Annotated in this window: 18 protein-coding genes; 9 read left to right on the top strand and 9 right to left on the bottom strand. The window is 42.8% G+C overall.

Translation table 11 applies throughout. The features are described 5' to 3' along the window. Positions 1 to 2 precede the first annotated feature (2 nt). Positions 3 to 2,051, top strand: a complete 2,049-nt coding sequence (locus AB5217_RS11275; RefSeq protein WP_032844189.1) for a hypothetical protein — start codon at positions 3 to 5, stop codon at positions 2,049 to 2,051. A 92-nt stretch (positions 2,052 to 2,143) separates the two neighbouring features. On the opposite strand, the gene AB5217_RS11270 is transcribed toward AB5217_RS11275, so the two are convergent. From AB5217_RS11270 to rpoN, 5 genes are all read right to left on the bottom strand, one after another. After that, on the bottom strand, positions 2,144 to 3,985 hold the full coding sequence (locus tag AB5217_RS11270; protein ID WP_032844188.1) for a 4-hydroxy-3-methylbut-2-en-1-yl diphosphate synthase: 1,842 nt from the start codon (positions 3,983 to 3,985) through the stop codon (positions 2,144 to 2,146). Further along, positions 3,985 to 4,494: a 5-(carboxyamino)imidazole ribonucleotide mutase gene (gene purE / locus AB5217_RS11265; RefSeq protein WP_004296231.1), complete on the bottom strand. Its 510-nt coding sequence runs from the start codon at positions 4,492 to 4,494 to the stop codon at positions 3,985 to 3,987. Before purE ends, AB5217_RS11270 begins: the two co-directional genes overlap by 1 nt. Before the next feature lie 54 nt (positions 4,495 to 4,548). Beyond that, positions 4,549 to 4,929, bottom strand: coding sequence for a glycine cleavage system protein GcvH (gene gcvH / locus AB5217_RS11260; RefSeq protein ID WP_032854841.1), 381 nt, complete (start codon positions 4,927 to 4,929; stop codon positions 4,549 to 4,551). Positions 4,930 to 4,958: 29 nt separating this feature from the next. Then, positions 4,959 to 5,630: a phosphatase PAP2 family protein gene (locus AB5217_RS11255; RefSeq protein WP_004296233.1), complete on the bottom strand. Its 672-nt coding sequence runs from the start codon at positions 5,628 to 5,630 to the stop codon at positions 4,959 to 4,961. A gap of 64 nt (positions 5,631 to 5,694) precedes the next feature. After that, on the bottom strand, positions 5,695 to 7,182 hold the full coding sequence (rpoN, locus tag AB5217_RS11250) for an RNA polymerase factor sigma-54 (protein WP_004296234.1): 1,488 nt from the start codon (positions 7,180 to 7,182) through the stop codon (positions 5,695 to 5,697). 138 nt (positions 7,183 to 7,320) lie between these two features. On the opposite strand from rpoN, the gene AB5217_RS11245 reads away from it, so the two are divergent. Both AB5217_RS11245 and AB5217_RS11240 read left to right on the top strand, forming a co-directional pair. Beyond that, positions 7,321 to 8,694: an aminopeptidase P family protein gene (locus AB5217_RS11245; RefSeq protein ID WP_004296235.1), complete on the top strand. Its 1,374-nt coding sequence runs from the start codon at positions 7,321 to 7,323 to the stop codon at positions 8,692 to 8,694. Positions 8,695 to 8,912: 218 nt separating this feature from the next. Then, positions 8,913 to 10,223 carry an acetylxylan esterase gene (locus tag AB5217_RS11240; RefSeq protein ID WP_004323281.1) on the top strand — a complete coding sequence of 437 codons (1,311 nt, stop codon included), beginning with the start codon at positions 8,913 to 8,915 and terminating at the stop codon, positions 10,221 to 10,223. Positions 10,224 to 10,227: 4 nt separating this feature from the next. Here the strand turns inward: AB5217_RS11240 and AB5217_RS11235 are convergent, their stop codons facing one another. Both AB5217_RS11235 and AB5217_RS11230 read right to left on the bottom strand, forming a co-directional pair. Further along, positions 10,228 to 10,629: a hypothetical protein gene (locus AB5217_RS11235; protein ID WP_004296238.1), complete on the bottom strand. Its 402-nt coding sequence runs from the start codon at positions 10,627 to 10,629 to the stop codon at positions 10,228 to 10,230. Between the two features lie 217 nt (positions 10,630 to 10,846). Further along, a complete protein-coding gene (locus tag AB5217_RS11230) occupies positions 10,847 to 12,520 on the bottom strand; it encodes a nucleoside kinase (RefSeq protein ID WP_004296239.1) in 1,674 nt (557 codons plus the stop codon). Positions 12,521 to 12,602: 82 nt separating this feature from the next. Between AB5217_RS11230 and AB5217_RS11225 the strand changes: the two genes are divergently transcribed. Further along, on the top strand, positions 12,603 to 14,300 hold the full coding sequence (locus tag AB5217_RS11225) for a Na/Pi cotransporter family protein (protein WP_004296240.1): 1,698 nt from the start codon (positions 12,603 to 12,605) through the stop codon (positions 14,298 to 14,300). An 89-nt stretch (positions 14,301 to 14,389) separates the two neighbouring features. On the opposite strand, the gene AB5217_RS11220 is transcribed toward AB5217_RS11225, so the two are convergent. Continuing rightward, the gene (locus AB5217_RS11220; RefSeq protein WP_032844196.1) at positions 14,390 to 15,112 is read right to left on the bottom strand and encodes a hypothetical protein; all 723 of its coding nucleotides are present in this window, start codon (positions 15,110 to 15,112) and stop codon (positions 14,390 to 14,392) included. Between the two features lie 115 nt (positions 15,113 to 15,227). Continuing rightward, complete coding sequence (rd, locus tag AB5217_RS11215; protein WP_004306971.1) at positions 15,228 to 15,392, bottom strand: rubredoxin; 165 nt, start codon at positions 15,390 to 15,392, stop codon at positions 15,228 to 15,230. A 222-nt stretch (positions 15,393 to 15,614) separates the two neighbouring features. Between rd and AB5217_RS11210 the strand changes: the two genes are divergently transcribed. The 5 genes from AB5217_RS11210 (at position 15,615) to AB5217_RS11190 (ending at position 22,039) form a co-directional block, all read left to right on the top strand. Beyond that, positions 15,615 to 16,790 (top strand): sensor histidine kinase, encoded by a 1,176-nt coding sequence (locus tag AB5217_RS11210; protein WP_004296243.1) that lies wholly within the window; start codon positions 15,615 to 15,617, stop codon positions 16,788 to 16,790. A 90-nt stretch (positions 16,791 to 16,880) separates the two neighbouring features. After that, on the top strand, positions 16,881 to 19,586 hold the full coding sequence (locus AB5217_RS11205; RefSeq protein WP_004296244.1) for a calcium-translocating P-type ATPase, PMCA-type: 2,706 nt from the start codon (positions 16,881 to 16,883) through the stop codon (positions 19,584 to 19,586). After that, positions 19,576 to 20,199, top strand: a complete 624-nt coding sequence (locus AB5217_RS11200) for an HAD family hydrolase (protein WP_004296245.1) — start codon at positions 19,576 to 19,578, stop codon at positions 20,197 to 20,199. Before AB5217_RS11205 ends, AB5217_RS11200 begins: the two co-directional genes overlap by 11 nt. Before the next feature lie 10 nt (positions 20,200 to 20,209). Continuing rightward, entirely contained in the window at positions 20,210 to 21,157 is a 948-nt protein-coding gene (locus AB5217_RS11195; RefSeq protein ID WP_004296246.1) for a bifunctional riboflavin kinase/FAD synthetase, read from the top strand. Between the two features lie 102 nt (positions 21,158 to 21,259). Then, complete coding sequence (locus AB5217_RS11190) at positions 21,260 to 22,039, top strand: CPBP family intramembrane glutamic endopeptidase (protein ID WP_004296247.1); 780 nt, start codon at positions 21,260 to 21,262, stop codon at positions 22,037 to 22,039. Positions 22,040 to 22,044 lie beyond the last annotated feature (5 nt).

The raw sequence follows: 22,044 nt of genomic DNA, 5'->3' as shown, positions 1-22,044 counted from the left end.
GTATGTTTACCAGAAAGATGAAAATCGTTTTATTGCTTTTTGTATTGTTCTGCCTTGCAGATAATGCTAATGCTACACCTCGCTGGCGTATCCTGGATAGTGGAGCGATAGAATGGCAGATAGACGGTCGGCTCCCCCATTATGACCATATTGAAATGAGCGGTTTAAAGGTTTCAGCGGTATTACGTTATGGCGTAAACGGCGATGGGCAATTTGTGATGGAACGTTCAATGATATGGCCTATGTTGCGGACGATACCCAACAATACACATGCAAGCCTGATGCAACGATTTGCAATTGATTACGCTTCTTTGTTGTTAGTTAATGGTATGGCTCTCAACAATGAAAAAGTGAAATCGATATGTATCGACGGACGACTCACGGTAGTAAGCCTTTTTGCTATTGGATACCAGAATACAGGTACGGCACGCAATAGAGAGCCAGTACCTGTAGTCGAACTTACGAGATCATTCTTTCCTTCAACAGACAAACCGATGCTTTGTGAACGTTATACGGTCAAGAATATCTCATCAAAACCTATTTCTGTTATTGTACCTTTTCAAAAAGCCGTTTACAAAACCGATCCTGTAAAAGGAGTGGATGGATCATACACTATAGTTACCTCTATACAAAATAAGGAAGACTGTTTATACACTATTGCTCCTAAAGAATCATTGACTTTCGACGCTTCTGTTCAGGCTTATAAAAAAGGAGAGAAAGAATTGATAGTCGATATAGCAGACGAGGAACATAAACGAATGGCCTTTGTCGACAAGATATGGAACAATCTTAGCTTTGTCTCCCCTGATCCGGTAGTAAATACAGCATTTGCTTTTGCTAAAGTAAGAGCAGCAGAGAGTATCTTTGCTACCGGAGGAGGATTCATGCACAGTCCTGGAGGAGAATCATATTATGCAGCTGTTTGGGCGAATGACCAAGCGGAGTATGCCAATCCTTTCTTTCCCTTTTTGGGTTATGATATCGGAAACGCGTCCGCATTAAACTCATTCAGGCTTTTTGCCCGCTTCATGAATTCTGATTACAAACCCATACCCAGCTCTATCATTGCCGAGGGGAAGGATACCTGGAACGGGGCTGGCGATCGTGGCGATGCAGCGATGATAGCTTATGGGGCCGCCCGTTATGCACTAGCCAAAGCAGATAAAAAGGAAGCACAAGAGTTATGGCCCTTGATTGAGTGGTGTCTGGAATACTGCAAAAGAAAAATAAATGCTTCCGGAATTGTGACTTCAGATGCTGATGAGCTTGAAGGACGCTTTCCAGTAGGTAACGCAAACCTTTGTACATCAAGTTTGTATTATGACGCTCTGGTATCGGCAAGCTATCTTGCCAAAGAACTTGGCAAGCAGTCTTCTGTTTCAAAAGAATATGCCCGGCAGGCGAAAGTATTAAAAAATAATATAAACAATTATTTTGGTAGCCGTATAGAAGGGTTCGACAGTTACCGCTATTATGAAGGCAATGATATTTTACGTTCATGGATAGCTATCCCTCTGACAGTCGGGATCTTTGAAAAGAAGACAGGAACCGTCGAAGCATTATTCTCTCCCCGTTTGTGGAGCAAAGACGGCTTATTGACACAAGCCGGAACAGATACTTTCTGGGACAGATCTACTCTTTACGCTCTACGAGGAGTGTATAGCGCAGGAGCAAGAGAGAGGGCAATGGAACACATGGCATATTACTCACAGCAACGCCTGCTTGGGGAACATGTTCCATATCCTATCGAGGCCTGGCCCGAAGGAAACCAACGGCATTTGTCAGCCGAAAGTGCTTTGTATTGCCGTATAGTAACCGAAGGTCTTTTTGGTATTCGTCCGACAGGATTTAATTCATTCTCACTCTGTCCACAACTACCTGATAAATGGAATTCGATGAGATTGAATTATGTTTCGGCATTTGCATTTTCGCCGTTTGATATAATCGTTGAACGACAAGGAAATAAAATAAAGACCTATGTGCTACGTAATGGAAAGCCCGTGAAAACATATCACACAGAGAATGGGAAAGATATAAATATTACCTTCTAAAATGGCTTTTATTTAGATATGGACTATGCGGATTCCTACTCCTGATTTTAACTAAATCCGTATTCATCCGTGTAATCCATATCTAATCAATATCATTGTTGGTTTTCTTCTCGGTCTATCCGAATAAACTCCAGAAGTCGTTCTACCGCTTCTTCTTCAGGAATATTTTTCTCCACACACACCTTGCCTTTATAGAGACTGATTTTCCCCCGTCCTGCTCCTACATAGCCGTAGTCTGCATCTGCCATCTCACCGGGACCATTCACGATACACCCCATGATGCCAATCTTCAGCCCTTTCAAATGTGAAGTGGCTGCCTTAATACGGGCAATAGTCTTTTCCAAATCGTAAAGTGTACGGCCGCAACCGGGACAAGATATATATTCTGTTTTGGAGGTACGGGTACGTCCGGCCTGCAAGATTCCGAAAGCAGTAGCATCAACGACGGCATGGCTCAAGTTACCCTGATTGAACAGGAAGATGCCATCACAAAGACCGTCAAAAATCAAGGCTCCCATATCGACTGCGGACTTTATCTGCAAATTCTCCGCATCATCTTCCGAATAATGCTGGAAGAAGACAACCGGATTTTGCAAACCTTCCGTCATTAGTTGATGTACCAGTGCACGGTGCTCGCCCAAACGGTTCGGATGATTGCTTTGGGAAACAATCACTACTTCCGGATGATGTTTCAGGCAGGCTATCACTTCGTCCGTTTGTGCCATGTAGGGCATAAACAGGAATTTAAGCTCTGTATTGCATTCTCCCATTAACGGCAGCTGTGCATGATTGAATGCAGGCCAGGTTCCGTCTTCTCCCTGCCATACATCCGCATCAAGAATATATTCTACTCCGTCTTCCCGTTGATCAGGCAAGGTTCTTCCGGCATAAATATAGTCCGGTGTGAATTGCGGGTTTATCTCTGTCTTCCCATCCATACGGTCGGCAATAACCACAGGTACATGTTCACCTCCGATATTACGGACGGCTTTTGTCTTGCGACGTTCGGGAGACAGATAATTGAATTCCGGTGCTTCCAATCCCGGGATATAAGGATGATCCTGCCTCAACAGAACATAATCCACCAGTTTACGGGCCACCGGGATTTCAGCTTCAGGAGCTTCGCTCAAAGAGACCCGAATGGTATCTCCCAATCCGTCACTCAACAGCGCACCGATGCCAAGGGCGGACTTGATACGTCCGTCTTCTCCATCTCCGGCTTCTGTCACCCCGAGGTGGAGCGGGAAAGTCATCCCCTCTTTTTCCATGACGTCCACCAACAGACGAACAGTCTTCACCATTACCACTGTATTGGAGGCTTTGATGGAAATCACTACATCTGTGAAGTCCTCCACTACACAGATACGAAGGAATTCCATACAGGATTCCACCATTCCTTCGGGAGTATCGCCATAACGGGACATGATACGATCGGACAGAGAGCCATGATTTACTCCGATCCGGATAGCCGTGTGATTCTCTTTACAGATATTCAGGAACGGGACAAACCGGTCATGGATTTTCTGTATTTCCTGCGCATACTCCTCGTCTGTATATTCCAGTTTCTTAAAAGTACGAGCAGCATCTACATAATTTCCCGGATTGATTCGCACCTTTTCCGCATATTGAGCAGCCACGTCTGCCACTTTCGGATTGAAATGCACATCAGCAACCAACGGAACCATATATCCCTGGCTACGCAGTCCGATATTAATGTTCATCAGATTTTCGGCTTCTTTGATGCCCTGGGTTGTGAGGCGTACATACTCTCCACCTGCATCAACAATACGTTTCGCCTGTTCCACACAAGCCTGTGTATCCTGTGTAGACGTGTTTGTCATCGACTGGACACGAATAGAATTGGGGCCGCCCAACGGCACAGCCCCAATATTTACTTCTGTGGTTTCTCTTCGAAAATAATTGAATAGATCCATTAGTTCGTTTTATATTCAAACTTCACTTCTTTCAGTTCTTCGTTTGCTTTTACGATTTTCTTTTTCAGTCCTTCCTTGTAAGCAGCAAAAGCTTCTGCCAGTTTCTCATCGCTCAATGCCAGCATCTGGATGGCAAGGATAGCGGCATTCATCGCTCCATTGATGGCAACCGTTGCTACAGGAATGCCCGGAGGCATCTGAATGATAGAATAAAGTGCATCCACACCATCGAGCACGGAACCTTTTACAGGTACTCCGATCACCGGCAATGTAGTGTTAGCCGCAATTACACCGGGAAGGGCGGCAGCCATTCCAGCAGCAGCGATAATTACTTTAATGCCACGGTTGCGGGCATTCTTCGCAAACTCTTCCACAGCTTCGGGCGTGCGGTGAGCAGAAAGAGCGTTCATTTCGAATGGTACATGCATATCATTCAGTAGCTGTGCAGCCTTCTCCATAACAGGAAGGTCAGACGTGCTGCCCATGATAATACTTACAATTGGAGTCATTTTAATTTACGATTTTACGATTTACAATTTACGATTTAAAGTGTACAGTAAAGGTTATCCGTTTATCACGGCTTTATAGGCTTCGGCATCCAGCAGATCTTCTACAGCTTTTAAATCAGCCGGTTTCACTTTAATCAACCAACCTTCGCCATAGGGATCTTTATTTACCAGTTCCGGGTTTTCTTCCAATGCTTCATTTTGTTCGAGCACCTCACCTGCTATCGGCAGGAAAAGGTCGGAAATAGTTTTCACTACTTCAATCGTTCCGAAAGTTTCACCGGCTTCCAACGTTTCACCAACAGTCGGGATATCTACGAACACAATATCGCCCAATTGTTCCTGTGCATAATCGGTGATACCAACGTATGCAATGTCTCCGTCAACGCGAATCCATTCGTGTTCGTTCGTGTACTTCAAATTCTGTGGAAAGTTCATAATGATTAGTTTTTAGGATTTATACTGTTTTAAAATAAAAATACTCGAAATAAGATGTTACTCACCGGATGAAGTACCAAAAGGGCACATATCAGACCGACAGCAAAACCGGAAAGCACCTCACCCAGTGTGTGATGTCCCAGAACAATGCGTGCAGAACCCAATATACCGGCAATCAAAATAAACAGGCATAGCCATCCGACCGGATTGTAACCGAACAAGGCACTGAAAGAAATCAAGCCTCCGATCACCCCGCCCATTCCTGCCATGTGTTCGCTCAACTTCCATTTCAGGTTTACTGCAATGCAAATGATAGACACTACCAGGGAAGCAAGAATGATACCAGTCATATACCACGGGATATTCAGCCTACGCATCATCAGCAGGCAGAACACATACGAGATAATGGTCAGTAGAATAGGTACATAACGCTTCTTACGTTCACTCAACTCCTGACGGGCAAACCCATTGATTTTACGAAACAAGAAAATTGTAATAGTAGGTGTCAGTATGGTGAAGCAGTAAACGATTCCCAACACTATCAACTTATATTGTATCGGCATGATACGAAGATAAGAAAACAGGAATAACACCAGAAACGATAAAAACGGAATAGAAAATGGAGTAAAGACCATCGAAGTGACTCTCGCCACCTGCAACATCGTCTTATCCGCTATGATATGTTCTCTCTCTCTGTCCACTCTTCTTTGATTACTAGTTACTAATTATAAATTACAATTCTCATTCTTCATTGTCAATTATCCATTATTTCCGCAGTCTCGCCACGGGAATATTCAGTTGTTGACGGTATTTGGCTACTGTCCTGCGGGCAATGGGATAACCTTTCTCCTTTAATATATCCGCCAATTCATCATCGGTCAGGGGTTTCTTCTTGTCCTCGCCTTCAATACACTCTTTCAGGATCTTACGAATCTCACGGACAGACATCTCTTCGCCATCTTCTGTGGTATATCCGTCACTGAAAAAGTATTTGAGCGGATAGATACCGTAATTCGTCTGTACATATTTACTGTTACTCACACGGGAGATTGTCGAAATATCCAATCCCGTACGTTCCGCCACGTCTTTCAGAATCATCGGTTTCAATAGCGATTCATCTCCTTCCAAGAAGAAAGGACGTTGCAGGTCGATAATCGCCTGCATGGTAACCATCAAGGTATTCTGACGCTGACGGACAGCATCGATAAATCCTTGTGCCGCATCCATTTTCTGTTTCAGAAACATCATCGCTTCTTTAGATTCCTTAGACTGGTTAGCCCTGTTTTTTGTATGCTCCTCCACCATTTCCGTGAAGTCACGACTCATACGGAGTTCGGGAACATTGCGGTTATTGAGACTTACATTGATGGTTCCGTCATCATACGTTTCCACAATAAAGTCAGGAACTATTTGTTGGAGATTTCTGCCAATTGCTTCTCCTAAAGAAGCACCCGGACGTGGATTCAGTTTGGTTATTTCAGTAATGGTTTCCTGGAAAGTCTCTTCATCAATATCCAGTTTCTTTATAATCTTCTCCCAATGTTTACGGGTGAATTCTTCGTAACATTCTCTGATAATCCTTTCTTCCAGATTCAAGATAGGACTGGGAGTTTTCTCTTCTTCTTTTTTCCGGCGAATCTGTATCAACAGACATTCCTGAAGACTACGCGCACCGATACCTGCCGGATCGAAGTCCTGTAAGATGTTCAATGCTTCTTCCAGTTCTTCTTCGGTCGATTCGATACCGGCATAAATCGCCAGTTCGTCGCAGATACTTTCCAAAGATTTGCGAAGCAATCCGTCATCATCCAATGAACCGATCAGGTATTCCACCAAGTCACACTGGTGCTCTGTCAGGTTGCGTTCACGCAACTGTTCTTTCAGGATTTCATAAAAAGAGGTGGAGTCGGAAAATGGAATATCCTCCGCTTGTTCATCTTTCGAACGGTTGTTCTCTTGCAATTTATAATCGGGAATATCGTCTTCTGTCAGATAGTCACTCAAAGAATCATAGTCATTGGCATCGCTATCCATGCCATCCTCTGCATTCTCGGTATCGGAATATTCATTATCCGTAGCATTCTCTTCTTTACCTTCTTCAAGTGCCGGATTTTCAAGCAGTTCAGCATGGATACGGTCTTCCAACTCTACTGCGGGAAGCTCCAACAGTTTCACGACCAGAATCTGCTGGGGCGAGAGCGTCTGTACCTGCTGTTGCGCCTGAGATTGTATTTGACGGGAACCTTGTGCCATATTCGTTTTTGCTTTCTACTGTTTCTCGCTACAAAAGTAACTTTTTAACGAGAGATTACACAGATTAGGGAGATAATTTTTAATCCTATAACACAAAATTCGTTATCTTTGTTGCACGAACTTAAAAACTAGGACAATATGTTTGCCAAAGAAACGTATATGCAGCGGAGAGCCCTGCTAAAAAAGAACTTAGGCTCCGGAGTGTTGTTATTTCTCGGAAATGACGAGTGCGGACTGAATTACGAAGATAACACATTCCGTTATCGTCAGGATTCCACTTTCCTTTATTATTTCGGACTTTCATGTGCCGGACTTTCGGCTATTATCGATATAGATGAAGACAAAGAAATTATCTTTGGTGATGAGTTGTCTATCGACGCAATCGTATGGATGGGATCACAGCCGACGTTGCACGAAAAATGCGAACGTGTAGGCGTAAAAAATCTGATGCCGTCTGCTGACATTGTAAGCTACCTCCATCAGTGTGTACAGAAAGGGAAAGCAATTCACTATCTGCCTCCTTACCGCCCTGAACATAAACTGAAACTGATGGACTGGCTGGGTATTCCTCCCGCACATCAGGAAGGTTCTGTTCCATTCATCCGTGCCGTGATCGCTCAACGCAACTATAAATCTGCAGAAGAAATCGTAGAAATAGAAAAGGCTTGCGATGTAACTGCCGATATGCATATTACAGCTATGAAAGTACTTCGTCCGGGTATGTACGAATATGAAGTGGTAGCTGAAATGAACCGGGTGGCCGAATCTAATAACTGCCAGCTATCATTCGCTACAATTGCCACTATCAACGGGCAGACTCTGCACAATCATTATCACGGAAATAAAGTGAAGCCGGGTGATTTGTTCTTAATCGATGCCGGTGCAGAAGTAGAGTCAGGTTATGCGGGTGATATGTCGTCTACCATTCCTGCCGATAAGAAGTTCACCACCCGTCAGCGTGAAGTATACGAGATTCAGAACGCCATGCATCTGGAATCCGTAAAGGCTCTCCGTCCGGGTATTCCTTATATGGACGTATACGAACTGTCAGCCCGCGTCATGGTGGACGGTATGAAGACGCTCGGATTGATGAAAGGAAATACCGAGGATGCTGTACGCGAAGGTGCCCATGCGTTGTTCTATCCGCACGGACTAGGTCACATGATGGGATTGGATGTACATGATATGGAGAATCTGGGAGAGATATGGGTAGGTTACAACGGTCAACCGAAGAGCACACAGTTCGGTCGCAAATCGCAACGCCTTGCTATTCCATTGGAACCGGGTTTTGTACACACGGTAGAACCGGGTATTTATTTTATTCCGGAACTGATCGACATGTGGAAAGCAGAAAAGAAATTTACCGATTTTATCAACTACGAGATAGTGGAGACTTATAAGGACTTCGGTGGTATCCGCAATGAGGAAGATTATCTGATTACAGAAACCGGTGCCCGCCGATTAGGCAAGAAGATTCCTTTGACACCGGAAGAGGTGGAAGCTTTAAGATAAAAAGCCTCATCAAAATAAAAGAAGAACCTTTCTTCTATTCAAAATCAATAGCGGAAGCTTTTCATCCGGATGAAAAACTTCCGCTATTTTTGTCAAAGTACCAAATAGTCCATCTAAAATCACATTTTTTCTACCCTTCTTTTCCCGAATCTTGCGTAATATTGCAACAGAATTAAAATAATTCACTTTTTAATGATATAAAAACAATGAATAACACCATGAAGAGACTACTTTTATCTGTATGGCTATTGTCACTTTCCTTACTGTCCGCCGTAGCTGAAAACTATCCTTATAAAAGCGATGTGCTTTGGGTCACCGTACCCAATCATGCCGACTGGCTTTATAAAACCGGAGAAAAAGTAACTGTAGAAGTACAATTCTATAAATACGGCATCCCCAGGGATAATGTAACCGTCACTTATGAAATTGGCGGTGATATGATGCCTGTTGCCGATACAAAAGGAAGTATAACTTTAAAGAATGGCAGGGGGGTGATTCCTGTGGGCACAATGAAAGAGCCGGGATTCCGCGACTGCCGCCTGAAAGCAACCGTAGATGGAAAGACCTATTCACATCATATCAAAGTAGGATTTTCACCGGAGAAACTTCGCCCATATACAACCATGCCTTCCGATTTCAAGGAATTTTGGGAAAAGGCTAAAGCGGAACAAAAGGAGTTTCCCCTAACGTATACCAAAGAACATGTCGAAAAATATTCCACTGATAAAATAGACTGTTATCTCGTAAAATTGCAACTGAACAAACGTAGACAATGCGTCTACGGATATTTATTCTATCCGAAAAAAGAAGGAAAGTTCCCGGTTGTCTTATGCCCTCCGGGAGCAGGAATCAAAACCATCAAAGAACCTCTACGCCATAAATATTATGCGGAACAAGGATGCATCCGTTTTGAATTCGAGATACACGGCCTGAATCCGGAAATGACTGATGAAGAATTTAAAGAAATCAGCAACGCTTTCAATGGCAGAGAAAACGGCTATCTGACCAACGGGCTCGACAGTCGTGATAATTATTATATGAAACGAGTATATCTGGCCTGTGTACGCGGTATCGACTTTCTAACTTCCCTACCGGAATGGGATGGCAAAAATGTAATCGCACAAGGAGGTAGTCAGGGAGGCGCCCTGGCATTAATCGCTGCCGGACTGGATGAACGGGTGACAGCTTGTGTCGCCAATCATCCTGCATTAAGCGATATGGCAGGCTATAAAGCCGGACGTGCCGGCGGATATCCTCATTTCTTCAGGAATTCGGTAGATATGGATACTCCTGAAAAAATAAAGACAATGGCCTATTATGATGTTGTGAACTTTGCGAAATTAATCAAAGTAGATACCTACATGACATGGGGATTCAACGATGATGTATGTCCTCCGACAACCAGCTACATCGTATACAATGTACTAAACTGTCCGAAAGAAGCACTGATTACTCCCATTAATGAGCATTGGACTTCCAACGATACCGAGTATGGACATCTGCTTTGGATAAAGAAGCATTTAAAGTGAAGTTTTAATCATTCCATCTGGATGCGGGCAATTCTTTTTTCCCGTAACCTTTTTTCCAGGCATACGCTTTCCTCTTCCTGAGATAAAGCGTATCGCCACAATGTTTCATCGCCTCCCAATTAAAGATAGAATGGTGACAGATGATCTTTTCAAACCAATAAAGTATGTGATAAGTCACGAATGGTAACACCATCCACCACCATGAAAGCAGTAACGATAAAATAAGTGCTGGTATCAGGGTTAAAGAAAAACATTCCCAATACTGTCTGGCATGAATTCGGAGTTCCATATCTTCCCAGACTTCCAGATATTTATAGCGGGTAAAGAAAAACCAGCCTAACATAAAATAGTGCTTCTTCCCTTTTCCTAAGAACCACTTTGCTAAAAGACTATTATAAAAAATCATATTCACATTTTTTTTGTTGCATGTAGTCCCTTCTTAACAGCAAAAGTAATTAAAGGTTCAATATTTTAAAGTTTTGCATAACAACCATAACATTCTTTCCCTAAATATCACTCAAATATTGTTTATTTTTGTGTTCCCTTGCTTCACTACAACAAAAGGTTTATTTGTATTTTCTGCAAAGGAAACACAATTCACGAATATATCCTAATTTTTCTGCTTAATATTTAAAGCTGCTTCCTCCTAAAAATTCACGCAACAAAGAAGTAGGCGGAATTTCTTTATCCTGTACCGGAACAAAATATTTGATAAACTTCAACAATCGGTAGGCTTCACAATATTCAGGACAGTTACGCGGAACACCCATCAGAATAGGCTCGGCGTGCAAACGAAGTACGGCAAACTCAAAAAGTAGCGCTGAATTAAACATGACATCAGCATTTTCCTGATAAGGGAATATCCATTTGTCTTCACCGGCACGTACACTAGGCCAGCGTGATATGGTTTCACGTGCAGAATATCCCCGATAATTAAAGTCGCGGATGATGCGGCGCAACAAACGGTTGTCAGTAGTTGGAATCCAGTTATGGTCATCCAACGAAATAGTGGTCAATGCTGAAACGTAAATCTTGAATTTCCGTTCGGCTGGTATATGCGGTGTCAGTTCCGGATTCAAGGCATGAATACCTTCCAGAATCAGAATTGTATTATCTTCTATTTTCAGTTTATCACCTTTATATTCCTTTTTGCCAAGAGAGAAATTAAAACGGGGCAATTCCACCTCCTCGCCACGAAGAAGCGCCTGCAGCTGTTGATTAAACAATTCCAGATCGAGTGCATAAAGTGATTCATAATCATAGTTTCCGTTTTCATCCAAAGGGGTTTCTTCACGGTCTACGAAATAATTATCCAAAGAGATCGGGAATGGCTTCAAGCCATTTGTCATCAGCTGAATAGAAAGCCGTTTGCTGAATGTTGTCTTTCCCGAAGAAGACGGGCCGGCAATCAATACCAGTTTTACCCGGTTGCCGTTTTCACCACGATGGAAGATAGTATCGGCTATCTGCGCTATCTTTTTCTCCTGCAATGCTTCCGCCACATTAATCAAGTCAGTGGCATGTCCTTCTTCACAGGCAAGATTAAAATCTCCGGCATTATTAAGCCCCATGATATAACTCCAGTTCAGATATTCTTTAAAGACATCCAGCATTTTTTCCTGCTTCACAACTTCTTCGAGCATACTTGGGTTTTCACGACTCGGAATCCGGAGTAGCAACCCGTCATAATACTTCACGATATCGAACAATTTAAGATATCCGGTGCTGGGAAGCAGATTACCATAATAATAATCAATTGTATCACCCAATGTATAATAATAGGTATAAAGAGAACCGGAAGTTTCAAGTAATCTCACTTTATCATTCATCCCCCGCTCGCTGAAAACCCGTACCGCTTCCGCCGTATGACATTCAATACGGTGATAAGGAATATTTTCTGCAATGATCTCCTGCATCCGTTGCTTGATACGCGTCACATCTTCGAGTTCAATGGGGCGTCCAATCCGCAAATTGCAGAAATAACCTTTTGAAACAGGATGTTCCACAAACAATTTTCCCTCGGGAAAGAGTTCCGTGACAGCCTTAAACAAGACAAAACAAAGCGAACGGACATAAGTACGCATACCGGACTGATCTCTCACATCCAGAAACTCTACATCCTTATTATTATATACTCTGAAATTAAGTCCCTCGGAGCGATTATTGACCTTGGCACTCACTACTTGATAAGGAAAATTAAGATTAAAACCGTAATAAATATCCAAAAGTGAGCTTCCGATAGGGAATTCTTTGGAATTATTGTTATTTTTGCAACATATTTGTAACATCTGTTTCATCGAGTTCGTTAAAAGGTGAATAATTTGGGACTAATATACTTATAATCAGATTGAGAACAAATAACCATTAAAAATATTATAGATGGAATATTCTTTTTATGATTTTTTAAAGCTCATAGGCTCATTGGGACTCTTCCTCTACGGAATGAAAATCATGAGCGAGGGCTTACAAAAGGTCGCGGGTGATAGATTGCGAAGTATTCTAACGGCAATGACCACCAACCGGGTAACGGGAGTTCTAACAGGAGTGTTGATTACAGCCCTTATCCAGTCTTCTTCAGCAACGACGGTGATGGTCGTTAGTTTCGTGAATGCCGGGTTACTTACACTTGCCGAATCCATCAGCGTTATTATGGGTGCCAACATCGGTACTACTGTAACTGCCTGGATCATTTCAATTTTCGGATTTAAGGTCGATATGGCTGCTTTCGCTCTTCCCCTCTTAGCCATTGCCCTCCCGCTCATCTTTTCTGGAAAAAGCAACCGCAAATCCATCGGTGAATTCATTTTTGGTTTTTCTTTCCTTTTCATGGGGCTCTCTTATCTGAAAGCAAACGCCCCCGACCTGAATGCCAATCCGGAAATGCTTGCCTTCGTACAGAACTACACGGATATGGGATTCTTTTCCATTATTCTGTTCTTGCTCATCGGTACAATATTGACCATGATTGTGCAAGCCTCTGCAGCTACCATGGCAATCACATTAATTATGTGTGCCAACGGCTGGATCAGCCTGGAACTGGGAGCAGCACTCGTATTGGGAGAAAACATCGGAACGACTATCACGGCCAATCTTGCCGCACTTACAGCCAACACACAGGCTAAGCGGGCAGCATTGGCCCATTTTGTTTTTAACGTGTTTGGGGTCATTTGGGTATTGATTGTCTTCCATCCTTTCATGGATCTAGTAAACTGGGTAGTAGACACCTTCTTTCAAAGCAGTAATCCTGAGGTTGCTATTTCCTACAAGCTATCTGCTTTCCACTCTATCTTCAATATCTGTAACGTATGTATCTTGATATGGGCAGTTAAACTGATTGAACGTACCGTATGTGCTCTTATCCACCCCAAAGAAGAGGACGAAGAGCCCCGTTTGCGGTTTATCACCGGTGGTATGCTTTCTACCGCTGAACTTTCTATCCTTCAGGCACGTAAGGAAATCCATCTTTTCGCAGAACGTACCCACCGGATGTTCGGCATGGTGCAGGATCTGTTGCATACGGAAAAGGATGACGATTTCAATAAGCTGTTCAGCCGGATAGAGAAATATGAAAATATCAGCGACAATATGGAACTTGAAATAGCCAACTACCTGAATCAGGTGTCCGAAGGCCGTTTGAGTTCTGAAAGTAAGTTACAGATACGCGCCATGTTGCGTGAAGTGACAGAAATTGAAAGTATTGGCGACAGCTGCTATAATCTGGCACGTACCATCAACCGGAAACGTCAGACTAATCAAGACTTTACCGAGAAACAATATGAGCATATTCATTTCATGATGAAGTTGACTAACGATGCACTTGCCCAAATGATTGTGGTAGTAGAAAAACCGGAGCATCAGAGCATTGACATCAACAAATCCTTCAACATCGAAAACGAAATTAATAATTATCGTAACCAACTGAAGAATCAGAATATTCTGGATGTGAACAACAAAGAATATGATTATCAGATGGGAGTTTACTACATGGATATTATCGCCGAATGCGAGAAACTTGGTGACTATGTAGTGAATGTAGTGGAAGCCAGCAGTGATGTGAAAGAGAAAAGAGCTTCTTAACAGATAAAATAAAGAATAAAAAAGGAGAATCAGTAGTATCAATACATACCTGATTCTCCTTTTTATATCTAATAGTATCTTTTATAAAATCAATTATATACGTATGATTCAGCCAAACGCCAGAACAATGTAGATTCCGGAACAGTAGTTGTACGAAGCACTTTTGCAGTCCCGCCTTCCGAGGCCGGATTTATATTGGCAAAAATATTCCATCCCTTATAAAAAGAGCAGTTACTATAATAGTATGATTTGTCACTGCCTGTCAATGTAAAAGAACGGTCGGCATACTGATAACTCACCAATGTAGCTTTTCCGGCAGAAGACCCTTTACCTGACCAGTTGGAAATAGCAATTCGCCCCACCCTTTTATCTCCATTAAAAACAAAGAAATCTCCTAACGTCGCCACAAGAGCGTCCGCATCATCTGAGGTTCCGGTCCAGTAACCACCCATACCATTACGCTGGTCTACTGTCTGAAGCTTTTCCGAAGAAAAACTAGTGGGAAGTGTCATTACTATTTGCCCGTTCTCATAAGGAAAGCTAAGAGTCTCAATCACTTGCCAATCAACACCCGTCACTTTCACCTCAACCCGGTCAAATGTGAAGTCCGCAGGTATATTCTGTATATCTTTTACTACAAGCGTGCTATAATTCGGAACATCCGGAGCAGGAGGTTGCTCTTCATTCTCATCGTCGCTACAACCAGCCATCAAAAGGCTGAATATCAATAATACAAAGATTACAGGGTATGATAGATACCTTAGATCGGTTATGACGGTTGCTCTATTATACATAACTTCCGTTTTTTGCATCAAAGATATCACATTTATAATCAGCAGAATAATTTCCAACCATAAAAATAAAAAATGACCGGGTATATATTTATACACCCAGTCATTCTCCTCTTAATAATTCTCTCTCTTGGTTTTATCCTTCGTACGGTTCAAAGTCTTCTTTTCCGACTCCACATAATGGACAAGTCCAATCATCAGGAATATCTTCAAATGCTGTTCCTGGTTCAATTCCACTTTCCGGATCTCCTTGTTCGGGGTCGTAAATATATTCACAGACCGTGCAAATGTACTTTTTCATAACGTTCGTATTTTTAATTGGTTTTCTAAATAATATAACACAAATAGCAAGATATTTGTTCAACACTATTTTTAAACTAAAGAAAAAAACTATCTTTGTAGTCATATTATCAAGCTAAAACAACAATATTATACTATGCTTATAGCACTATTGTCTACCTTAATAGTTTTATGCGCAGTCCTACTAATCAGTTTTTTATTGGAACGTAGGAAATGTCTGCGGATGCAACAACGATTGTTCCGTGAATCCAGAAAGTTGGAACGCACCAGCCATATTGCCGGCGCCATCTTGAAAAATGTGCATGCCTTTATCCTATTAATAGACAATGATTTCAAGGTACTGAAAACTAACTATTACCAAAAAACCGGAACCAGAAAAGGAACAGAAGAGAAAAGAGTGGGCGACTTGTTGCAATGTCGCAATGCATTGGCAGCCGAAGGAGGTTGCGGCACACATAGTTTCTGCGGTTCTTGCCCGATACGTACCGCCATACGACAAGCTTTCGAACAGAGGCGAAACTTCACGGATCTTGAAGCCACTTTATCCGTAGTTACATCTGATAATACTACCGTGGAATGTGATGCAGTAATATCCGGTTCTTACTTCCTTCTGAATGAAGAAGAGAACATGGTAATCACCGTACACGATGTTACCCGCCGAAAACAAGCTGAAAAGGAGTTACGGCTAGCCAAAGAAAAAGCAGAAAAAGCCGATATTTCAAAATCTGCCTTTTTAGCCAACATGAGCCATGAAATCCGTACCCCTCTCAATGCTATTACCGGATTTGCAGAGGTATTAGGCAGTGCAACTACAGAAGAGGAAAAGGCCCAATATCAAGAAATCATAAAAATGAATGCCGACCTCCTGATGCAACTGGTCAACGACATTCTCGATATGTCAAAAATCGAAGCCGGAACATTGGAATTTGTGCAGACAACAGTTGACGTCAATCAGTTACTTTCAGATTTACAACAACTTTTTCAAATGAGAGTCGATGACGCCGGAGGAAATATACAAATTATAGCGGAATCATCCCGTTCTTCCTGCATGATTCAAACAGATCGGAACCGAGTGGCGCAAGTGCTTTCAAACTTTGCCGGCAACGCCATTAAGTTCACCCATAAAGGTAGCATCCGCCTCGGCTATGAAGCTAGAGATACCGAGCTTTACTTTTATGTCAAGGATACCGGAACCGGAATTCCAGCAGAGAAATTACCGGATGTATTCGAGCGCTTCGTGAAACTGAATAAAGATAAAAAAGGAGCCGGACTGGGACTCTCCATATCTCAAACTATTGTCGCCAAACTTGGCGGTCAAATCGGAGCGAATTCCGTAGAAGGTGAAGGCTCTACATTCTGGTTTACAATTCCTTATCGGTCATGTGGTAAACCACGCTAACAAATTCGACTTCATAAAAAGTTTTAATTAAACATTCTATCACAATTTTATGTTGTATTTTTGCGGTTCAAACTAAACGCATGTATCTGCATGAGTACAAATAAAAATGACTATTATCATTTAGGACTTACTGATGACGAAGTCCTACAAAGCAGGGAGAAAAATGGTATTAACCTGTTAACGCCCCCCAAGCGTCCTTCTCTCTGGAAACTTTATCTGGAAAAATTTGAAGACCCGGTTGTCCGTGTATTATTAGTAGCAGCCGCTTTCTCATTAATTATCTCCATCATCGAAAACGAATATGCCGAAACAATCGGAATCATAGCCGCTATCTTATTGGCTACCGGAATTGGTTTCTTCTTCGAATATGATGCCAGTAAGAAGTTCGATCTGCTGAATGCAGTCAATGAAGAAACCCTGGTAAAAGTGGTCCGAAACGGACGCGTACAGGAAATCCCTCGTAAAGACATAGTGGTAGGTGATATCGTCATTCTGGAAACAGGTGAAGAAATTCCCGCTGATGGAGAGTTGCTGGAAGCTATTTCTCTGCAAGTGAACGAATCCAATCTGACCGGAGAACCTGTTATTAATAAAACTATTGTAGAAGCTGATTTTGATGAAGAAGCGACTTATGCCTCCAATCTGGTGATGCGTGGCACTACAGTGGTGGATGGACATGGTACCATGCGCGTGCTGCATGTGGGAGATGCTACTGAAATCGGAAAAGTAGCCCGGCAGAGTACAGAGGATAACCTCGAACCCACCCCGCTGAACATACAGCTCACCAAACTCGCAAATCTAATCGGAAAGATAGGTTTCACCGTTGCCGGTCTGGCTTTCCTTATTTTCTTCGTGAAGGATGTAGTGCTATATTTTGATTTCGGTTCGCTGAACGGATGGCATGAGTGGCTTCCGGTTTTCGAACGGACACTGAAATATTTTATGATGGCAGTTACGCTGATTGTAGTAGCTGTACCTGAAGGATTGCCAATGAGTGTTACGCTTAGTCTGGCATTGAACATGCGTCGTATGCTTTCTACCAACAATCTGGTGCGGAAAATGCATGCTTGCGAAACAATGGGAGCCATCACCGTGATTTGTACGGATAAAACCGGTACACTGACTCAAAATCTGATGCAAGTGCACGAACCCAATTTCTATGGTATAAAAAATGGCAGTGACTTGTCTGATGACGATATTAGCGCACTTATCGCAGAAGGAATCAGCGCCAATTCAACAGCTTTTCTTGAAGAATCAACCAATGGAGAAAAACCCAAAGGCGTAGGAAATCCAACCGAAGTGGCTTTATTGCTCTGGCTTAACAAACAGGGAAGAGATTACCTGCAACTCCGCGAACAAGCTCATGTTCTCGATCAACTCACCTTCTCTACCGAACGGAAATTCATGGCGACTCTTGTTGAATCCCCATTGATCGGAAAAAAAATACTTTATATAAAAGGAGCTCCTGAAATTGTTTTGGGTAAGTGTAAAGAAGTTGTTCTGGATGGACGGCAAGTGGATGCGGTAGAGTATCGTTCTACAGTGGAAGCACAACTGTTGAGCTATCAGAATATGGCTATGCGTACACTTGGATTTGCATTCAAGATTGTCGGAGAAAATGAGCCGAACGATTGCACAGAACTTGTTTCAGCCAACGACCTCAATTTCTTGGGAGTGGTTGCCATCTCCGACCCGATTCGTCCGGATGTACCTGCTGCGGTTGCGAAATGCCAGTCTGCAGGTATCGGTATCAAGATCGTGACCGGTGACACTCCGGGAACTGCCACGGAAATCGCACGCCAGATAGGTCTTTGGAACTCTGAAACTGATACGGAACGAAATCGAATCACCGGTGTTGCATTTGCCGAATTGAGCGATGAAGAAGCACTAGACAGAGTGATGGACTTAAAAATCATGTCTCGCGCCCGTCCGACAGACAAACAACGTCTGGTACAACTGCTTCAACAAAAAGGAGCAGTGGTAGCGGTAACCGGAGACGGAACGAATGATGCCCCGGCTTTGAATCATGCTCAAGTAGGTTTGTCAATGGGTACAGGTACTTCTGTAGCTAAAGAAGCCAGTGATATTACATTGCTCGATGACTCCTTCAACAGTATCGGAACCGCTGTTATGTGGGGACGTTCACTGTATAAGAATATCCAGCGTTTCATCGTTTTCCAGCTAACGATCAACTTTGTGGCATTGCTTATCGTTCTGCTAGGCTCCGTAATCGGTACGGAACTTCCGCTGACTGTAACACAAATGTTATGGGTGAACCTGATTATGGATACTTTTGCCGCTTTGGCTCTTGCCTCTATTCCACCCAGCGAAACGGTGATGCTTGAGAAACCTCGTCGCAGTACCGATTTTATTATCAGTAAGGCAATGCGGTCTAATATAATAGGTGTGGGCTCTATCTTCCTCATCGTATTGCTCGGAATGATTTATTATTTCGACCACAGTACGCAAGGAATGAATGTACACAACCTGACTATTTTCTTCACCTTCTTTGTCATGCTGCAATTCTGGAATCTGTTCAATGCCCGTGTATTCGGTACTACCAATTCGGCATTCAAGGGACTTTCCAAATCGTATGGGATGGAGCTTATTGTACTGGCTATTCTTGCCGGACAATTCCTCATCGTACAATTCGGTGGAGCCGTATTCCGCACGGAACCGCTCGACTGGCAAACCTGGCTTCTTATTATAGGCGTTTCGTCCACGGTGTTATGGGTTGGAGAACTTGTTCGCCTTGTTCAACGTATTATTCACAAAAAAGACAGAAATGAAAAGTAAAGGAATAAAAAACCTTCTTATTGATTTAGGTGGTGTACTTATCAATCTCGACCGCCAACGTTGCATTGAGCACTTTCAGAAGTTAGGGCTCCAAAACGTAGATGCATTGCTGGATATCCAGAACCAGGACGGACTCCTGATGCAACAGGAAAAAGGATTGATTACACCTGCCGAATTCCGTGACGGAGTTCGTAAAATGATAGGCAAAGCAGTTAGCGACAAACAAATAGATGCAGCCTGGAATAGTTTTCTGGTAGATATACCCACACAGAAACTGGATTTATTATTAAAATTACGTGAGAAATATGTCGTCTATTTATTGAGCAATACCAACCAAATTCATTGGGAATGGACATGTGCTCATTTGTTTCCTTACCGCACCTTTAAGGTGGAAGATTATTTTGAAAAAACGTACCTCTCTTTTGAAATGAAAATGGCCAAGCCCGAACCGGAGATATTCAAGGCAATCATAGAGGATGCCGGTATCGAGCCGAAAGAAACGCTTTTTATTGATGACTCTGAAATGAACTGTAAGACAGCCCAAAATTTAGGAATTTCTACCTATACAGCGAAAGTAGGCGAAGACTGGAGCCATCTTTTCAACCTCAAATAATTTTAGAGATATGCAGATTATACGTGACACATCGGCAATTACCCCGGAACCCTGCGTAGCTACCATCGGTTTCTTTGATGGAGTACATGCAGGACATCGCTATCTGATTCAGCAAGTGAAAGAGATAGCCGCCGCCAAAGGTCTACGCTCTGCATTGGTTACTTTTCCCGTTCATCCCCGAAAAGTGATGAATGTGGAGTATCGTCCGGAACTTCTGACTACCCCCGAAGAAAAAATAAGTCTGCTTGCAGACATCGGGGTAGACTACTGCCTGATGCTTGATTTCACTCCGGAAATTTCCCGGCTCACTGCCCGGGAGTTTATGACACAGTTGCTAAAAGAGCGTTATCAGGTAAAATATCTGGTTATCGGCTATGACCATCGTTTCGGACATAACCGCAGCGAAGGTTTCGAGGATTATGTACGTTATGGAAAAGAAATTGGCATAGAAGTAATTCGCGCCAAAGCGTATACCAGCAATATAGAAATAGGGAACGAACCCAACATTCCGGTGAGCTCTTCCCTGATCCGCAAACTTCTTCATGAAGGAGAAGTTAGCCTGGCCGCCCATTGTCTGAAATATGAATATTTCCTTGACGGGATCGTAGTAGGCGGCTATCAGGTAGGCAGAAAGATAGGTTTCCCAACGGCCAATTTACGGGTGGATGATCCCGATAAACTGATTCCTGCCGATGGCGTATATGCCGTATGGGTAACATTTGACGGGAAAACGTATATGGGGATGCTGAATATAGGTGTCCGCCCGACGATTGACAATGGTCCGAACCGGACGATTGAGGTGAATATCCTCCACTTCCATTCTGACATATATGATAAATTCATCCGGCTTACTTTTGTTAAACGGACACGTCCCGAACTGAAATTCTCCAGTATCGACGAGTTAATAACACAGCTCCATAAGGATGCTGAAGAGACAGAAACAATTCTTAAAAAATAGATTCTTATGCAAAAGTCATTTATGAGCATCTCTTTGGTGGTAATAGCTATATCCATGTTAGCTATGTTTATCTATAGTTTCTTTACCACTAAATAAAAAAACATGAAAACGGCTATCAAATTAGTATTAATAGACCTTCTCATTGCGCAGATTATTGCTCCAATCCTGATTATGATTCCCTGTACGATCTATTTGTTCGTCACCACGGGAAATCTGGATAAAGTCACTCTGACGCAAATGATTATGATCCCAGCACAACTAGCCGGTCAGATTATGATGGGTATTTATCTATGGAAAGCCGGTTATATCAGTAAAAAGAAGGCAACATGGTTACCTGTGTCAGCCCCTTATCTGGTCTGTAGTGCCATTGCAATCCTAACTTGCGGGTTTGCAGTTTCCTCACTAATGAGCCTGCTGGATTGGATTCCCAATATCATGGAACAATCTTTCAACATTCTCCAATCCGGTTGGGGCGGCATTCTTGCAATAGCCATCGTAGGTCCCGTACTTGAAGAGTTATTGTTTCGCGGAGCCATCACCCACGCTTTACTTCAGCAATACAATCCGACTAAAGCAATTCTGATTTCCGCACTTCTGTTCGGTGTCTTTCATATAAATCCCGCCCAGATCCTTCCGGCTTTTCTGATCGGTATCCTGCTGGCATGGACTTATTACAAAACAGGCAGTCTGATACCTTGTATACTGATGCATGTACTAAACAACTCATTGTCAGTCTATCTTAGCATCAAATACCCCGAAGCAGAAAATATGGACGACCTGATTAACGGTACCCCGTATCTCATCGTCCTATTCGGGTCAATCCTCCTGTTTATCGGTATCATACTGACCATGAACCACCTGACTTCCCAAAAGCAGCAATAAAAAAG

It is taken from the genome of Bacteroides sp. MSSM.1001136sp1_RTP21357st2_D2_RTP21359_211015 (assembly GCF_040913205.1).
Classification (GTDB): domain Bacteria; phylum Bacteroidota; class Bacteroidia; order Bacteroidales; family Bacteroidaceae; genus Bacteroides; species Bacteroides ovatus.
The sequence above is the reverse complement of the archived record's forward strand: the minus strand, read 5'-3'. Positions and strand labels throughout refer to the sequence as shown.

Bases quoted from the DNA above. Each gene is read 5' to 3' on its own strand.
- AB5217_RS11275 (WP_032844189.1), top strand. From the start codon at position 3: ATGTTTACCAGAAAGATGAAAATCGTTTTATTGCTTTTTGTATTGTTC.
- AB5217_RS11270 (WP_032844188.1), bottom strand. From the start codon at position 3,985: ATGGATCTATTCAATTATTTTCGAAGAGAAACCACAGAAGTAAATATT.
- purE (WP_004296231.1), bottom strand. From the start codon at position 4,494: ATGACTCCAATTGTAAGTATTATCATGGGCAGCACGTCTGACCTTCCT.
- gcvH (WP_032854841.1), bottom strand. From the start codon at position 4,929: ATGAACTTTCCACAGAATTTGAAGTACACGAACGAACACGAATGGATT.
- rpoN (WP_004296234.1), bottom strand. From the start codon at position 7,182: ATGGCACAAGGTTCCCGTCAAATACAATCTCAGGCGCAACAGCAGGTA.
- AB5217_RS11245 (WP_004296235.1), top strand. From the start codon at position 7,321: ATGTTTGCCAAAGAAACGTATATGCAGCGGAGAGCCCTGCTAAAAAAG.
- AB5217_RS11240 (WP_004323281.1), top strand. From the start codon at position 8,913: ATGAAGAGACTACTTTTATCTGTATGGCTATTGTCACTTTCCTTACTG.
- AB5217_RS11235 (WP_004296238.1), bottom strand. From the start codon at position 10,629: ATGATTTTTTATAATAGTCTTTTAGCAAAGTGGTTCTTAGGAAAAGGG.
- AB5217_RS11230 (WP_004296239.1), bottom strand. From the start codon at position 12,520: ATGAAACAGATGTTACAAATATGTTGCAAAAATAACAATAATTCCAAA.
- AB5217_RS11225 (WP_004296240.1), top strand. From the start codon at position 12,603: ATGGAATATTCTTTTTATGATTTTTTAAAGCTCATAGGCTCATTGGGA.
- AB5217_RS11220 (WP_032844196.1), bottom strand. From the start codon at position 15,112: ATGCAAAAAACGGAAGTTATGTATAATAGAGCAACCGTCATAACCGAT.
- rd (WP_004306971.1), bottom strand. From the start codon at position 15,392: ATGAAAAAGTACATTTGCACGGTCTGTGAATATATTTACGACCCCGAA.
- AB5217_RS11210 (WP_004296243.1), top strand. From the start codon at position 15,615: ATGCAACAACGATTGTTCCGTGAATCCAGAAAGTTGGAACGCACCAGC.
- AB5217_RS11205 (WP_004296244.1), top strand. From the start codon at position 16,881: ATGAGTACAAATAAAAATGACTATTATCATTTAGGACTTACTGATGAC.
- AB5217_RS11200 (WP_004296245.1), top strand. From the start codon at position 19,576: ATGAAAAGTAAAGGAATAAAAAACCTTCTTATTGATTTAGGTGGTGTA.
- AB5217_RS11195 (WP_004296246.1), top strand. From the start codon at position 20,210: ATGCAGATTATACGTGACACATCGGCAATTACCCCGGAACCCTGCGTA.
- AB5217_RS11190 (WP_004296247.1), top strand. From the start codon at position 21,260: ATGAAAACGGCTATCAAATTAGTATTAATAGACCTTCTCATTGCGCAG.